Annotated in this window: 15 protein-coding genes; 6 read left to right on the top strand and 9 right to left on the bottom strand. The window is 65.9% G+C overall.

What is annotated here, in order from left to right:
• The first annotated feature begins 69 nt into the window (after positions 1 to 69).
• Entirely contained in the window at positions 70 to 549 is a 480-nt protein-coding gene (gene aroQ, locus G6N77_RS15070; RefSeq protein WP_165182993.1) for a type II 3-dehydroquinate dehydratase, read from the top strand.
• 24 nt (positions 550 to 573) lie between these two features.
• On the opposite strand, the gene G6N77_RS15075 is transcribed toward aroQ, so the two are convergent.
• Positions 574 to 1,758, bottom strand: coding sequence for a MarP family serine protease (locus tag G6N77_RS15075; protein WP_165182994.1), 1,185 nt, complete (start codon positions 1,756 to 1,758; stop codon positions 574 to 576).
• Between the two features lie 211 nt (positions 1,759 to 1,969).
• On the opposite strand from G6N77_RS15075, the gene G6N77_RS15080 reads away from it, so the two are divergent.
• A complete protein-coding gene (locus tag G6N77_RS15080) occupies positions 1,970 to 2,647 on the top strand; it encodes a Crp/Fnr family transcriptional regulator (protein WP_165182995.1) in 678 nt (225 codons plus the stop codon).
• 196 nt (positions 2,648 to 2,843) lie between these two features.
• Here G6N77_RS15080 and G6N77_RS15085 read toward each other — a convergent pair whose 3' ends face one another.
• The 3 genes from G6N77_RS15085 to G6N77_RS15095 are packed head-to-tail and all read right to left on the bottom strand — an operon-like array spanning position 2,844 to position 4,415.
• The gene (locus tag G6N77_RS15085) at positions 2,844 to 3,788 is read right to left on the bottom strand and encodes an NUDIX hydrolase (RefSeq protein WP_370875218.1); all 945 of its coding nucleotides are present in this window, start codon (positions 3,786 to 3,788) and stop codon (positions 2,844 to 2,846) included.
• Positions 3,772 to 4,257: a RidA family protein gene (locus tag G6N77_RS15090; RefSeq protein WP_165182996.1), complete on the bottom strand. Its 486-nt coding sequence runs from the start codon at positions 4,255 to 4,257 to the stop codon at positions 3,772 to 3,774. Before G6N77_RS15090 ends, G6N77_RS15085 begins: the two co-directional genes overlap by 17 nt.
• 2 nt (positions 4,258 to 4,259) lie before the next feature.
• Entirely contained in the window at positions 4,260 to 4,415 is a 156-nt protein-coding gene (locus G6N77_RS15095) for a Sp36 family protein (protein ID WP_165182997.1), read from the bottom strand.
• Between the two features lie 36 nt (positions 4,416 to 4,451).
• On the opposite strand from G6N77_RS15095, the gene G6N77_RS15100 reads away from it, so the two are divergent.
• The 4 genes from G6N77_RS15100 to iolB all read left to right on the top strand — a co-directional run bounded on the left by G6N77_RS15100 (position 4,452) and on the right by iolB (position 9,415).
• The gene (locus tag G6N77_RS15100) at positions 4,452 to 6,686 is read left to right on the top strand and encodes a transglycosylase domain-containing protein (protein ID WP_165182998.1); all 2,235 of its coding nucleotides are present in this window, start codon (positions 4,452 to 4,454) and stop codon (positions 6,684 to 6,686) included.
• Positions 6,687 to 6,691: 5 nt separating this feature from the next.
• Complete coding sequence (locus tag G6N77_RS15105) at positions 6,692 to 7,642, top strand: metallophosphoesterase (RefSeq protein WP_165182999.1); 951 nt, start codon at positions 6,692 to 6,694, stop codon at positions 7,640 to 7,642.
• A 109-nt stretch (positions 7,643 to 7,751) separates the two neighbouring features.
• Positions 7,752 to 8,492, top strand: a complete 741-nt coding sequence (locus G6N77_RS15110; protein ID WP_165183000.1) for a GntR family transcriptional regulator — start codon at positions 7,752 to 7,754, stop codon at positions 8,490 to 8,492.
• Between the two features lie 29 nt (positions 8,493 to 8,521).
• On the top strand, positions 8,522 to 9,415 hold the full coding sequence (gene iolB, locus G6N77_RS15115) for a 5-deoxy-glucuronate isomerase (RefSeq protein WP_165183001.1): 894 nt from the start codon (positions 8,522 to 8,524) through the stop codon (positions 9,413 to 9,415).
• 130 nt (positions 9,416 to 9,545) lie between these two features.
• Here iolB and G6N77_RS15120 read toward each other — a convergent pair whose 3' ends face one another.
• From G6N77_RS15120 to G6N77_RS15140, 5 genes are all read right to left on the bottom strand, one after another.
• Positions 9,546 to 10,565, bottom strand: a complete 1,020-nt coding sequence (locus G6N77_RS15120) for a Gfo/Idh/MocA family protein (RefSeq protein WP_165183002.1) — start codon at positions 10,563 to 10,565, stop codon at positions 9,546 to 9,548.
• Complete coding sequence (locus tag G6N77_RS15125) at positions 10,562 to 11,911, bottom strand: sugar porter family MFS transporter (protein ID WP_165183009.1); 1,350 nt, start codon at positions 11,909 to 11,911, stop codon at positions 10,562 to 10,564. Before G6N77_RS15125 ends, G6N77_RS15120 begins: the two co-directional genes overlap by 4 nt.
• Positions 11,912 to 11,979: 68 nt before the next feature.
• Positions 11,980 to 12,867: a sugar phosphate isomerase/epimerase family protein gene (locus G6N77_RS15130; protein ID WP_165183003.1), complete on the bottom strand. Its 888-nt coding sequence runs from the start codon at positions 12,865 to 12,867 to the stop codon at positions 11,980 to 11,982.
• Positions 12,868 to 12,875: 8 nt separating this feature from the next.
• Positions 12,876 to 13,889 (bottom strand): Gfo/Idh/MocA family protein, encoded by a 1,014-nt coding sequence (locus G6N77_RS15135; RefSeq protein WP_165183004.1) that lies wholly within the window; start codon positions 13,887 to 13,889, stop codon positions 12,876 to 12,878.
• A gap of 13 nt (positions 13,890 to 13,902) precedes the next feature.
• Positions 13,903 to 14,811, bottom strand: coding sequence for a sugar phosphate isomerase/epimerase family protein (locus tag G6N77_RS15140; protein WP_165183005.1), 909 nt, complete (start codon positions 14,809 to 14,811; stop codon positions 13,903 to 13,905).
• Positions 14,812 to 14,940 lie beyond the last annotated feature (129 nt).

Raw genomic sequence — 14,940 nt, forward strand, 5'->3', positions numbered from 1 at the left:
TCCCCGGGCGCCCCTGCCCGGTTCGACACGCGGGCGGGTGCGGCCCGGCTTGTGGTGCATTATTAACCCATGACTTCCACTCCTGACCCCACGACCGGCCCCACAGGCGAAGGCCGCGGCGAACTCCTCATCCTCAACGGCCCCAACCTGAACCTGCTGGGCACCCGTGAACCCGCCATCTACGGCAGTGCCACCCTGGACGATGTGGCGCAGGTGGCCATCGAGGCCGCCAACGCCGCCGGCTTCAGCGCCGAGTGCATCCAGTCCAACCATGAGGGCGACCTCATTGACGCCATCCACGCCGCGCGCGGCACGGCGGCGGGCATCATCATCAACGCGGGGGCATACACCCACACCTCCGTGGCCATCCGGGACGCGCTGGCCGGCGTGGAGCTTCCCGCCGTGGAAGTCCACATCTCCAATGTGCACAAGCGCGAGGAATTCCGGCACCACTCCTACCTGTCGCCCGTGTGCGACGCCGTCATTGTGGGCGCAGGCATCCACGGCTACGTGCTGGCAGTGAGCTACCTGGACAAGGTGCTGCCGTAGGCGCCTGCGGCAGGTGGCACTCCGCTATTTGACGCTGCACACCCCGGAGGAAACGGGGCTGCTAAGCATGGACGCGGCCTTGATGACAGGGCCCACCTCATTCATCGTGAAGGCAAACCCAACGGGCTGTGACGTCGTGGACTTGGCAAACACCACGCCCACCACACGCCCGGAGGAATCCAGCAGCGGTCCTCCGGAATTGCCCGACTGGACGTTTCCGGCCAGCTGGTAGACATCCAGCACGGATTTTTGGGTGCCCGTGATGTCCGGGATGAGCAGCGGCCCGGACGTCATCACAGTCGCCGGGCGCACCTGCAGCGGGCCGCCCAGGGGGTAGCCGGCAAAGGCCGCGGCGGACTTGTCGGGGAGGTTCGCAGCCGTGGGCAGGGGCGGCACGTTCAGTCCGTCCACGGCCAGGATGGCCAGGTCCTTGACGGGGTCGAAGAACACCACACGGGCGCGCAGCGCGCCCTGGGTTTGGGTTTGGACCATGGGCATGTCAACGCCGGAGACCACGTGGGCGTTCGTCAGGACCCTGTCGGGAGCCACGACAAACCCGCTGCCCGTCTGGTTCTGGCCGCACTGGAACGCCGTGCCGGATATCTTCAGCACCGACTTGGCGGCATTGTTCCAGGCCGGCGTGTCCGTGCTGGAGTTCGGGGCGGCCACCTGCACGTTGGGGCCGGCGGGGTTGAGGATTTGCGGGATGCCCTCCTGCAGCACCAGGGAGCGCAGCTGCGCGGCGGCGGACTTGACGGGGTCCGGCGTCCACGCGTCAATCTTGGAGATCACCACGGAGCTGCTGAGCTGCTTGGTGACCGCCGGGATGCCCAAGTTGTTCACGCCAAAGGCCAGCAGCGAGATCACGGCGGCACCCACCAGGACGTTGAGGGCGCCGCCCAGGAGGCGGTTCACGGTGCGCACAGGGCCGGACTTCACCCGCCGGCCAATGGCCCGGCCAATCCGAATTCCCACGGCGTGGCCCACGCCAATCAGGATCACTGTCACGCCGATGACCACGGCGGTCCGCCAGCCGGGCCCGGGTGCGTACTGGTTGGCGAAGGGCGCGGCAAAGAACGCGGCCGCGGCACCGGCCAGGAAGCCCACCAGCCCGCCCAGGCTTACCAGCAGGCCGGCACTGAGCCCGTAGATGAGCTGCCAGAGCAGCCACAGGACCAACACGGCATCGAGCCAGGACAATCCGAACATGTAACCCTTCCGCCATTCACAAGCAGCCCGGACCGCAATTGGGTCCGAGAACCACATAGTACCGGTCGAAACCGTGCGTTCGGCTGGCCGGAATCCGGTAAAATCCCCACTCGGGACGCCGCGGATGCCAAATTGGTCACAAAACGCGCAAAGTTCTGAAAGAATCAGTAACAGGTCACTACTGATGAGATACACACTTTAAGGAGTTTTCATGGACATCGACGTACTGCGCCGGGCACCACTCTTCACCACCCTCGACGACGAGGCCTTCCGCCTGCTGACAGACGAGCTGGCTGAAGTGGACCTATCCCGCGGCGCATCGGTGTTCCGTGAAGGCGACCAGGGCGACCAGCTCTATTTCATTGTCTCCGGCAAGGTGAAGCTGGGACGCACCTCCCCCGACGGCCGCGAATCACTTGTCGCCATCCTGGGCCCGGGCGAGCTGTTCGGCGAAATGGCGCTCTTTGACCCGGCACCCCGCAGCACCACCGCCACCGCGGTCTCCGAAACCCGCCTGGCCGGGTTGAAGAACGAATCCCTCAACGCCCTGCTGCGCAACCGCCCCGAGGTGTCCATGCAGCTGCTGCAGGCCCTGGCCCGCCGCCTGCGCCGCACCAACGACAACCTGTCCGACCTGGTCTTCTCCGACGTCCCCGGCCGCGTGGCCAAGGCCATCCTGGACCTGGCCGACCGCTTTGGCCGCCCCGCCACCGACGGCATCCTGGTGGCCCACGAGCTCACGCAGGAAGAACTGGCCCAGCTGGTGGGCGCTTCCCGCGAGACCGTCAACAAGGCCCTGGCCGAATTTGTCCAGCGCGGCTGGCTGCGCCTGGAGGCCCGCGCCGTGGTCATCCTGGACGTCAACCGCCTGCGCCAGCGCTCCCGCTAATCCCGGCCCCTCCCTCCCTCCCTCCCTCTCGACGCTCGGTTGCAACCGGGGCACTTTTCGCCAACGCTCGGTTGCAACCGGGGCACTTATCGCCAACGCTCCCGCGACGTGGCAGGGAGCGTCCCCTCAAACACCGCGAAAGGTGAGGGAGGATCGGCCCAAACACCGCGAAAGGTGAGGGAGGATCGGTAGGGGGTTACCGCTCGCGGCAGGCTGCTCCCTCGGAAGCGGGGGTGGCCTGCACTTCGAGCTGGAACGAGCCGTCGCCGCCGGCCACCAATTTCGGCTTGTATTCGTTGATGGGCCGCTTGTGATTGAGGTAGGCAATGCAGCCGCGGGCGGCGCCGAGCTTCTCCAGGATGATTTCAACCCCGGGCACCACCAGCTCGGCAAGCGGCAGCCCCACCGTGGTGTCCTGCCCGATCTCATCCCCGAGGGCGGTGGTGAGGCGCTCCTCCACGACAGTGGCCGCGCAGGCCCACCGGCCCCAGACTCCCTTGCTGCTGAGCAGCTGCGGTTCCTGGTTCACGGGGCGGGCTGCGGCAAAATAGTGGGTGTCGAAACGGCGGTGGGCGAAGTCCGGGCTCATCCAGTGGCTCAAGGGCTTGAGCAGGTCGGTGCGCAGGGCCAGCCCTCGGCGTTCCAGCAGGGCCGCAAAGGTGGTGTCCTGGGAGGCAATAGCCTCGCGGGCCTTCATCCACTCGGGCCCGGAAATGTCCTCCACCAGGGAGGAGGCGTCCGGCCCGGCCAGCAGCATGCCGGTTTCCTCAAACGTTTCGCGGATGGCAGCCACCACGTGCCGTTTGGCCACCTCCACACTGGGGGTGCCCAGGCTCTTGGCCCACTGGGCAGGTGAGGGGCCCACCCAGTCGGTGACGTCGTCGTCCGCGGCTTCCACCGTGCCGCCGGGGAAGGCAACCAGGCCCAGCGGCGATCCGCCCGGCCGGTACGTCAGGAAGGTCTGCAATCCGGTGGGGCTGTCCTTCAACAGCACCACCGAGGAAGCGAGGCGCGGCTTGCTGGGTGCGCGGTCGCCAAAGTCGACCCACGCCTGGGCGGCCTCGGCCTGGCTGGCATCCAGCGGAAAGATTCGCTTTTTGCCAGCCGGGCGCGGGGCCTGGGTGCTACTGGAATTCGGCAATCAACTCAACCTCGACGGGCGAGTCCAGGGGGAGCACGGCAACCCCGACGGCGGAGCGTGCGTGGACGCCTGCGTCACCGAATACCTCGCCCAGGAGTTCGGAGGCGCCATTGATGACGCCAGGCTGGCCGGTGAAGCCGGGATCGGAGGCGACGAAGCCCACCACCTTGACAATGCGGACCACCCGGTCCAGGTCGCCCAGGACGCTCTTGAGCGCCGCAATGGCATTGATTGCGGAGGTTGCGGCGTACTTTTTTGCGTCATCAGCGGAAACTTCAGCGCCGACTTTCCCGGTGGCCGGGAGACTTCCATCAACAAAAGGCAGCTGTCCGGAGGTGTAGACATGGTTGCCCGAGATCACTGCGGGGACGTACGCGGCCACGGGTGCGGCCACCGCCGGCAGCGCCAGGCCAAGCTCTGCCAGGCGGGCCTCAATGGGTCCGGATCCTTGATTCTGTGCGGATTCCATGGTTATGCCTTCTCCCGCTTCAGGTACGCAACAAGGCCGTTTCCATCAGGTCCGGCGATGACCTGGACCAGCTCCCAGCCGTCCTCGCCCCACTGGTCAAGGATCTGCTTCGTGGCGTGAATTATGAGCGGAATCGTAGCGTACTCCCATTTAGTCATGCTTCAAAGCGTAGCCCCTGCCGGTAAACTGGAAAAATGGCAGCAAAAAAACACCCCATTTTCGATACCGCCACCACCCTCGGAAAATTAATGCTCTTCCTTGGCGTGAGCTCTATTTGTGGTGTCCTCATCGCCGGACTCATGGTTCCCGCGGTGGCCCTGACCGGCAACACAGCTACCTCCTCCATCAACTTCTTTGACCAGCTTCCCGACGACATGACGGTGGGCGTGCCCGCACAGTCGTCGGTGGTGCTGGCCTCGGACGGTTCCGTCCTGGCCAAGTTCTATGACCAAAACCGCACCGAAGTGAAGCTTGCCGCGATCTCGCCGTTCATGAAGAACGCCATCATCGCCGTCGAAGACTCCCGCTACTACGAGCACGGCGGCATTGACACCAAGGGTCTGCTGCGTGCCGTCTCCGCCATGGCCCAGGGCGGTGACCGCCAGGGTGCTTCCACCATCACGCAGCAGTACGTGAATAACGTCATCATCCAGACGTATGCGGCCAATGGTGAAAAGGACAAGATCAAGCTCGGTGCCGCCAAGACCACCGGCGACAAGGTCCGCGAGATCAAGCTGGCCATCGCCATGGAGAAGAAATACTCCAAGGACGACATCCTCCAGGGCTACCTGAATTGGGTGTACTTTGCCAACAACAACTACGGCATCGAGTCCGCTGCCTCCTACTACTTTGGCGTCCACGCCAAGGACCTGACACTGCCCCAGGCCGCCACGCTGGCCGGCGTAGTGAACAGCCCCACCTACTACGATCCGGTCGCCAACCCGGACCACGCGGTTTCCCGCCGCAACATGGTACTGGACCGCATGCTGGACCAAAAGAAGATTGACAAAAAGCAGCACGACGCCGCCGTCAAGGCCAAGATCGACCTGAAGATCACACCGAACCAGGCTGGCTGCGCCACTGCCGTCCGCGGCGAGTACTTCTGCCAGTACGTCACCAACCTCATTCTCAATGATCCTGTTTACGGCAAGACCAAGGCGGACCGCGAAAAGCTGCTGGCCCAGGGCGGCCTGACCATCAAGACCACGCTGGATCCGAAGCTGCAGGATGCGGCCCAGGCCCAGTTTGCCAACTTCACGCCCATGAACAACAACCCGGACAAAGTGGGCCAGGCACTCGTCACGGTCCAGCCCCTCACCGGCAAAATCCTGGCCATGGCACAAAACACCAAGATCAACGCCCCCAAGGGCCAGTGGAGCAGTGACTACAACTTCGCCGTCGACCGGGTTGACACCAAGGGCCAGTCCTTGGGCGGGGCCGGAGGCTTCGATGTGGGTTCAACCATCAAGCCCTTCACCTTCGCCGAGTGGCTCAACGACGGCCATAAGATCAACGAAATGGTCGACGCCTCGGTGCGCAAGTACCCGGTGGGATACCCCTGGGTCAACACCTGCGGCACCTCCAAGGGCATCTACGACAGCAACTACCCTGGCTCCACGGACCTGCAAAACGCGGAAGAGGGCTGGTACAGGCGGTTGACCGCACGGGAGGGCCTGTACAACTCCCTCAACACGGCCACCATGTATACGGCCTCAAAGCTTGACCTGTGCAACATCCAAAAGATGATGACGGCGGCCGGCATCCACCTCGGGGAGAACCCGAACAAACCCTACGACCTCTCCAACACCAGCAGCCTGCTGGGCAGCGGCGAGGTGGCCCCCTTGACCATGGCTTCGGCATTTGCCACCTTCGCTTCCGGTGGCGTGCACTGCGACCCCATTGCCCTGGTGTCCATCACGAACGCCAAGGGTGACAAATTCCCCGTCCCCAGCGCCAATTGCAAGCAAACCATCAAGCCGGAGGTTGCCGCCGGCGTGGTGTCGGTGCTGCAGGAGGTGCTGGTGCGTGGTTCCGGTTACCAGATCCCCCTGAACTTCCCGGCAGGCGCCAAGACAGGTACCACCAACGACTCCCAGCAGACGTGGACCACCGGTTTCACGAAGGGCCTCGTCACGTCGTCCTGGCTCGGCAGCCCGGAAAACAAAAACCGGGGCAACAATGACAAGTTGATCGCCGGCACCCGGATCCCCTACGTGGATGGCGCCACCTACGCCGGCAAGGCGTGGCAGGGATACATGAACGCCGTGGCGGGCAGCTTCGACACAGGCGCGTTCCCTGCGCCGCCAGCCAGCATGGTGAACCCCATTGTGGTGGCACCGCCAACGCCAGTGACCCCGGCGCCCAATACGGGCAACGACAAGGGCAACAACACCAAGCCGCCGGCACCCACACCCAAGAAGAAGGACTAGCCTGAATGTCCCCGACACCACGCCCCCGCCTCGCCGCCCTGGGCAGGACGGCGGGCTTGGTGGCGGCCACCGGCACTGCATGTGTGGCCTACGGGACCTTTATTGAGCGCAACTGGTTCACCATCCGCCACGAAACCCTGGCCATCCTGCCGGCCGGCGCCGCACCGTTCACCGTGCTGCACCTCTCCGACATCCATTTTTCCCCCGGCCAGCGGAAAAAGACGGAGTGGCTGCACAGCCTGGCCGGGCTCCAGCCCGACCTGGTGGTAAACACAGGCGACAACCTCAGCCACCCCAAAGCCGTGGCACCCCTGCTCGAGGCGCTGGGTCCCCTGATGGACTTTCCCGGCGTGTTCGTCCCGGGGTCCAATGACTACTTCGCGCCCCGGCTGAAGAACCCCCTGGGCTACTTTTCCGGACCCTCCAAGGTTCCGGGGCCGGACAAGAAGCCCCCGCACGCCCTCGACACGGAGGCCCTGCATGCCGGCTTCGGGCTGGGCGGCTGGGTAAACCTGACCAACCGAGCCCAGTCCATCCCGCTCAAGGGCATCCGCTTTGACTTCAGCGGCGTGGACGACCCCCACCTGAAGCGGGAACGCTACGCCGGCTGGCCGCGCGGCTCCGCCAACCAGCACAAGGCGCCCCACGTCAAAATAGCCCTGGCCCATGCCCCCTACCAGCGCGTGCTGGACCATTTCACCGATGACGGGGCGGACCTGATCCTGGCCGGCCACACCCACGGCGGCCAGGTCTGCCTGCCCGGCTACGGCGCCCTGGTCAGCAACTGCGACCTCCCCACCTGGCGCGCCAAGGGCCTGAACGACTGGGACTTCAAGGGAAGCACGACGCCGGTAAACGTCTCAGGCGGCATCGGCACCGCCCGCACGGCCCCCTTCCGCTTCGCCTGCCGGCCGGAAGCCGTTGTCCTGACCCTGACGGCGAAGGCCGGGGCATAGCCCGCCGCATTGCAATTAGTTTGTCCTGACAATAGGATGATGGACGACGGTAGTTGAGGCTGCATCCAGCACGCCCGCTGTTTTCGTGGCATTGCCCAAGGAGTACGTCATGGCCAACTCGCTCAACCTCAGCATCGACCGTTCCTCACCCATCCCCCTGTACCACCAGGTGGTCCAGGGCATCGAGAACCTCATCCACGACGGCACCCTTGTTCCCGGCAGCAAGCTGGAAAACGAGATCGACCTGGCCGCGGCCCTCAACCTGTCCCGCCCCACCATGCGCAAGGCCATGGATGAGCTGGTCCGGGCGGGCCTGCTGGTCCGCAAGCGCGGCGTGGGCACCCAGGTGGTGGCCAGCCAGGTGCGCCGCCCGCTGGAACTCTCCAGCCTCTTTGACGACCTCAGCGCCCGGGGCAGCAAGCCCACCACGGATGTCCTGACGTTTTCCCACATCGATGCCGACGCTGTCATCTGCGAGAAGCTGGCACTGCCGGCAGGCGCCAAGGTGTACCACTTCACCCGCCTGCGCAAGGTGGACGGCAAGCCGCTGGCGCTCATGGAAAACTGGGTGCGCGACGACGTCACCGCCATTGAGGAGACGTCCCTGGCGGACCAGGGCCTCTACGCCATCCTGCGCAACGCCGGAGTGAACTTCCGCCTGGCCCAGCAGCGCATCGGGGCGATGGTGGCCAACAGCTACCAGGCGCCACTGCTCGACACCGTGCCCGGCTCCGCCCTCGTCACCATGGAACGCACCGCCGTCGACGACACCGGCCGCATGGTGGAAACCGGCCGCCACGTCTACCGGGCCGACCAGTACAGCTTTGAAATGACCCTGGTGCAGCGCTGAGCGCCGCCACCCGACAACGAAGGAAACTCATGACCGACTGGGTATATCCGCTGGGCTCGGCCCGCGACGGGAGCTGGGACGTATCCCTGGGAACCTCCGATTCCGCTACCACCGTGAGCGGCTGGGCGCACACCGGAATGAAGGTGGCCACCCTGGCCCCGGGTGCCGCCGTCGTGCTTCCCGCGGCGGGAGAGGAGCGGATTGTGGTGCCGCTCAGCGGCGCATTCACCGTCACGGTGGACGGCACTGCCCATGAGCTGGCCGGCCGCCCCAACGTTTTCAGCGGGCCCACGGACGTGCTGTACACCGGCATCGGGAAGGCCGCCACCATCAGCTCGGCCGGCGGCGGGCGCGTGGCCGTCGCAACCGCGCCCGCCCGCCAGGAGTATCCAACCCGGCTGGTCCAGGCCGCGGAAATTCCGGTGGAGCTGCGCGGCGCGGGCAACTGCTCGCGCCAGGTCCACAACTTCGGCACGCCCGCAGCCCTGGAGGCAGACAGGTTCATCGTCTGCGAGGTCATCACCCCCGCCGGCAACTGGTCCTCCTACCCGCCCCACAAGCATGACGTGGAACAGGACGGCGAGACGGCGTTGGAGGAAATATATTACTTCGAGACCCAGGTTGCCGCTGGCTCCCCCGCCCCGGACGACGCCGACGCCATCGGCTACCAGCGCGTGTACGCCTCTGACGAGCGGCCCATCGACGTCCAGGCCGAGGTCCGCACGGGCGACACCATCCTGGTCCCCTATGGCTGGCACGGCCCCGCGATGGCCGCGCCCGGCTACGACCTGTACTACCTCAACGTCATGGCCGGCCCCGGACCGGTGCGCGAGTGGCTCATCAGCGACGACCCCCACCACGGCTGGGTCCGCCAGACCTGGGATGCGGCCGCCATCGACCCCAGGCTCCCCTTCACCCGCTAATCCCGGCCCCGCCCCGCCGAGGTTGGAGATAACCACCGGATTCACCGCCGAGGTTGGAGATTACCACCGATTCGATCGGTGGTAATCTCCAACCTCGACCTTTGGGGAGGTGGTTATCTCCAACTTCGGCCTACGGGGCCACGCGAACGGGTGCCCCGGTGAGCAGGGATTCCTGGGCGGCGTCTGCCACCTTGGAGGCGGCCACGGCGTCCTCGGGCGTGCACGGGTTGGGGCGCAGGCCCTGGATGAGTTCCACGAAGGCCGCCAGCTCGGAGACATAGGCCGCCTCGAAGCGCTCCGCGAAGGTTTGGTGCGCCGTGCCGGAGGGGAAGGTGATGCCAGCTTCGGCGGAACGGAGCGCCGCCTGTTCGTCCAGGCCCACCATGACGGAGCCCTTGGAGCCCTGGATTTCCAGCCGGACGTCGTGCCCTGCGCCGTTGTAGCGGGTGGCGGAAACGGTGCCCACGGTGCCGTCGTCGAAGGTGATGACGGCCAGCGCCGTGTCCACGTCGCCCACTTCGCCGATGGCGGGGTCGCCGTTGTTGGAACCCTTGGAGTAGACCTCCGTGATTTCGCGGCCCGTGATCCAGCGCAGCACGTCAAAATCGTGGACTGAGCAGTCGCGGAACAGCCCGCCGGAAGTGGCCAGGAACTCCACCGGCGGCGGGGTCATGTCGCCCGTAATGGCGCGGAGGGAGTGGATCCAGCCCAGCTCGCCGGCGTCGTACGCCCGCTTGGCCACCTGGTAGCCGGCGTCGAAGCGGCGCTGGTGGCCGATCTGCACGGTGCCGCCGTGCTCGCGGATGTAGTCGAGGACGGGCAGTGATTCGGCCACGTTGACGCCGACGGGCTTTTCGCAGAACACCGGGATGCCCGCGTCCACGCCGGCCTTGATGAGTTCGGGGTGGGTGGCCGTGCCGGTGGCGATCAGCAGTCCGTCAATGCCCGCGGCCAGCAGCTCCGGCACGGACGGCACAAATTCGGCGCCCAGGCCGTCCGCCACCGAACGGGCATGGTCGGCCGCAACGTCTGTGAGCTTCAGCTCGACGCGCACATCCGGCGAGAGCAGTACGTTGACGGCGGCGATGTTGTTGGCGTGCATGACGCCGATGCGGCCCACTCCGACCAGGCCCAGGGTGATGGTTTTCATGCGCTTTCCTTGCTCTTGAAGTAATGTTCCAGCTCTTCCAGGGACTTGCCGCGGGTTTCCGGGACCACCCTCTTGACCCAGATGATGGCGCCGATTTGCAGCACCACAAAAATGAGGAAGGTGGCGGAGACCCCGATCCCGGCCACAAGCTGCGGGAAAAAGAAGCCGATCAAAAAGTTCACAATCCACAGCACAAACACGCAGATGCCCATGCCCACCCCGCGCACGTGCAGGGGGAAAATCTCCGCCATGGTCAGCCAGGTGACGCAGCCGATGAAGCCCTGCATGAACGCCAGGAACACCACCATGCACAGGAGCACCAGGTAGCCGCGGAGCAGGCTCTCGGGCACCGCCAGGGACACGATGGACAGGGCCAGCAGGGACGACGCCGTGCCGCTGAGCCCCATGATGAGCATGAACTTTCGCGGCAGCCGCGACATGAAGTACATGCCGGCCACGACGGCGGCCACGGAGACCACCCCGTTGAGGACGTTGGCGATCAGCGCGCCCCGGTCCCCAAAGCCGGAGGAGGAGAGGATGGTGGTGCCGTAATACATGATGGCGTTGATGCCGCTGATCTGGTTGATGACGGCCATGCCCAGCCCGACGACGAAAATCCGGCGGATCCACGGCACGGCCAGGTCCCTCACGGTGCCCAGTTTGGCCTGGTAGTCCTCCCGGGCAGCCTCGCGGACCTCGTCGAATTCGCCCTTAACGTCCTCGGGGGCACGCCCCTTCCGGAGCACGTCCAGGACTTCCTCGAAGCGGCCGCCGGCGGCCAGCCAGCGGGGGCTTTCCGGCAGCACCAGCATGCCAAACCACAGGACGACGGCGGGCAGCGTGGCTATGACCAGCATGTAGCGCCAAATGTGGCTGGCATCCGGGAACAGGTTGCCGAGCAGGGCATTGAACGTGAAGGCCAGGAACTGCCCCGTCACGATCATGAGCTCGTTTTGCGTCACGATCCGCCCGCGCTGGGCGGCGGGGGACATTTCGGCCAGGTACACGGGCACAATCACCGAGGCACCGCCGACGGCGAGCCCCAGGACGGTGCGTGAGAGCACCAGCAGCGCCGTGGTTGGGGAAAGCGAACAGCCGATGGTGGCCAGGGCGAAGATGACGGCCAGGCCCATGATGGTCTTGCGCCGGCCAAAGCGGTCCGAAAGCCGGCCGGCCGTGATGGCTCCAAAGGCGGCGCCCAGCAGCAGGGTGGAGGTGACCAGGCCTTCTGTCAGCGGGGTCAGGCCGAGATCGCGCTGCATGAACGGCAGGGCGCCGTTGATCACGCCGGTGTCGTAGCCAAACAGCAGGCCGCCAAAGGTGGAGAACAGCGCCACCTTCCGCATGAACTTCCGGGGCGGGGAATTCCGCCCGGCCGCCGCGGGAGAAACGGCCCGGCCGGTGGCAAGTCCCGTCACGAAGTCTTCTTTTCGCCGGCCTGCGCCACAAATCTGCTCATGGCCTCCAGCTGGTAGCGCGAGACGTTTTCGGCGTCGTCGTCCTCGGCAAACACGCTGGAAACCATCACGGTGTCCTCCCGGTCCAGGAAGCCGATTTCCGCCAGGCCGCCAAAGAACTGCTCCCAGTTGACGTCGCCGTCGCCAATCTTCAGGTGCTGGTGCACGCGGACGGGGTTGCCGGGCGGGTTGGTGATGTAGCGCAGCCCGTGGGAGGCGTGGTGGTCCATGGTGTCGGCCACGTGCACCAGGCGCAGCTTGTCCCCGGCCGCACGCATGATCGCCAGCGGGTCGTCCGCCATGTGGAAGCTGTGGGAGGCCACGTACACCAGGCCCACATTGGGCGAGTTGACGCCGCGGATCATGCGGATGGCCGCCAGCCCCTCCTCGACAAAGTCGTCCGGGTGCGGGTCAATGAGCAGGTCGATCCCTTCGCGCTCAATGATGGGCAGCAGTTCCTCCATGGAGCGGTAAAAGGCCCTCTCGGACTCTTCCGCCTTCTCCGGCCGGCCGCTGAACTCGGTGTTCATGGTGGAAACGCCCAGGTCCACGGCAATCTGGATGGCGCGCTTCCAGTACCGCACGGCGGCCTCGCGGGCGTCCTCGTCCGGACCGGACCATCGCAGCACGGGCAGCACCGAGGCAATCTCGATCCCTGCATCCGCCACGGCCTTCTTCAGGGCGGCGACCAGGGCGTCGTCGGCCTTGGGGTGGTTGTAGAACGGGATGAAGTCCGGGTGCGGTGTCAGCTGCATGTACTTGTACCCGAGGTCCGCGACAACCCGGGGGAACTCAAGCAGGCCGTGGCTGTGGTGGAACGGCGTGGGGTCCAGGGCGATTTTCATGGTGTTCCCTAGCTGTAGAGGGCCGGCTTCGGGGCCAGTACGACGGCGGTCTTCGCGCCTGTCGCCTGCGCCTGGACTCCCGCTTCGCAACAGGCCGCGGTGGCGTAGCCGTCCCAGGCGGACGGGCCGCCGATCTCCCCGCGCAGGGCTGCATCCACCCAGGCCTGGACCTCCACGTCGTAGGCAGCGCCGAAGCGCTCCTCAAAGCCGGGGGTGACCTGTCCGCCCCAGCGTCCCTGGGTGCGCACGTACGGGCCGGAGTCGTTGCCGATGTTCACAATGCCGTCCTCGAAGGAGGCCTGCGTGGCCACCTCGTAGCCGAAGCGGGCGTTGACATAGATTTCAACGTCGGCCAGGACGCCGGATTCCGTTTCGATGAGCACGTGCTGGGGATCGTGCTGGCCCTCCGGTGCGTTGCGGGTGGGCTTGCCCAGGCGCACCTGCACGGAGGTGATTTCCTCGCCCGTGAAGAAGCGGATGGCGTCGAATTCATGCACCACGGAGTCGTTGATGAGCATGGCGTTGGTGAAGCCGGGCGGGGTGTCCGGGTTGCGGTGCTGGTGGTGGAGCACCAGCAGCTCGCCCAGGCTGCCCTCGGTGATGATCCCGCGCAGGGCCGCGTATTCGGCGTCGAAGCGGCGCATGAAGCCCACCTGGATGCGCTTGCGGCCCAGCCTGGCCTCGGCCTCCACCACCTTCAGGGCGCTGGCGGCGTCGGGGGTGAGCGGCTTTTCGCACAGGATGGGGATGTCCCGCTCCAGCGCCTTGAACAGGATGTCCTCGTGCAGGAAACCGGGGGTGGCGATCAGCACGGCGTTGACGTCCCCGTTGTCCAGGGCCTCCTCGGCGCTGGCCAGGGCCACGGCGCCGGGGATTCCCTTGATGGCTGCTTCGGCGCGGGCCACGTCGATGTCCACGACGGCGGCCACCTCGGCACCGCTGATTTTGTCCCGCAGGCGGTTGATGTGGTCGGCGCCCATGCGTCCGGCCCCAATGACGGCCACGCGCAGTTTTTCAGTCATGTCATGCTTCTTTCTAGACGGTGGTGCGTGAGCCGCAGCTGAGCAGGTAGTTGCGGGTCCGTTTGGCGATGGGCATGGGCACGTCGAAGGCCACGGGGTACATGTCCTGTTCCACAATGCCAAAGATGGGCTTGTTGAGCGCCTCAACGGCCTCGATGACGGCGCGCAGGTCCGGCAGGCCTCCGGGCGGTTCGCTCATGACGCCGGCCAGGTTGGCGGCGGCCCACGTCATGTTTTCGGCGTTGACCTTCGCCAGGATGTCCGGGTTGATCTGCTTCAGGTGCAGGTAGCCGATGCGTTCCGGGTACTTGCGGATCAGCTCCAGCGAGTTGGCGCCGCAGTATTCGGCGTGGCCCGTGTCCAGGCACAGGTTCAGCAGGGCCGGGTCGGTTTCGGCGAGCAGGTGCTCAATGTCCGCCTGGGCGCCCACATGGGAGTCCGCGTGTGAGTGGAACTGCTGCTTCAAGCCAAAGTCCTTCAGGAGGACTTCCCCCAACTTGTTGTGGCCGGCAAACAGGTCCTGCCACTGCTGGGCGTCCAGGGTGCCGCTTTCCACGGCCTCCCCGGTGACGTCGTCGCGCCACATGGCGGGAATGACGACGACGTTCGTACCTCCCATGGCGGCCGTCAGTTCAGCCACCTTTCGGGCCGGCTCCCAGGCTTCCTCCCATTGGGCGGCGCCGCGGTGGAAGGCGGTGAACACGGTGCCGGCCGTGACCTTGAGGTCGCGGTCCTTGAGCTCCCGGGCCAGGCGGGCGGGATCGTTGGGCAGGTACCCGTACGGGCCCAACTCAATCCACTTGTACCCGGATTCCACCACCTCGTCGAGGAAGCGCTCCCACGGGGTCTGTTTCGGATCGTCGGCAAACCAGACGCCCCAGGAGTCGGGTGCGGTGCCAATGGTCAACATGTTTTCGGTCATGGTCTGTTGCATTCCTTGCCTGGGTGGGTGCTTCAGTTGGACGGGAAGTTGTAGCTGGCGTCGGAGGCGTGGGAGGGTTCGGGCCAGCGGGACGTGACCACCTTGGCGCGGGTGTAGAAGGCAACGCCC

Origin of the sequence: Arthrobacter silviterrae (assembly GCF_011045165.1) — a bacterium.
In the GTDB taxonomy this organism is placed as follows: domain Bacteria; phylum Actinomycetota; class Actinomycetes; order Actinomycetales; family Micrococcaceae; genus Specibacter; species Specibacter silviterrae.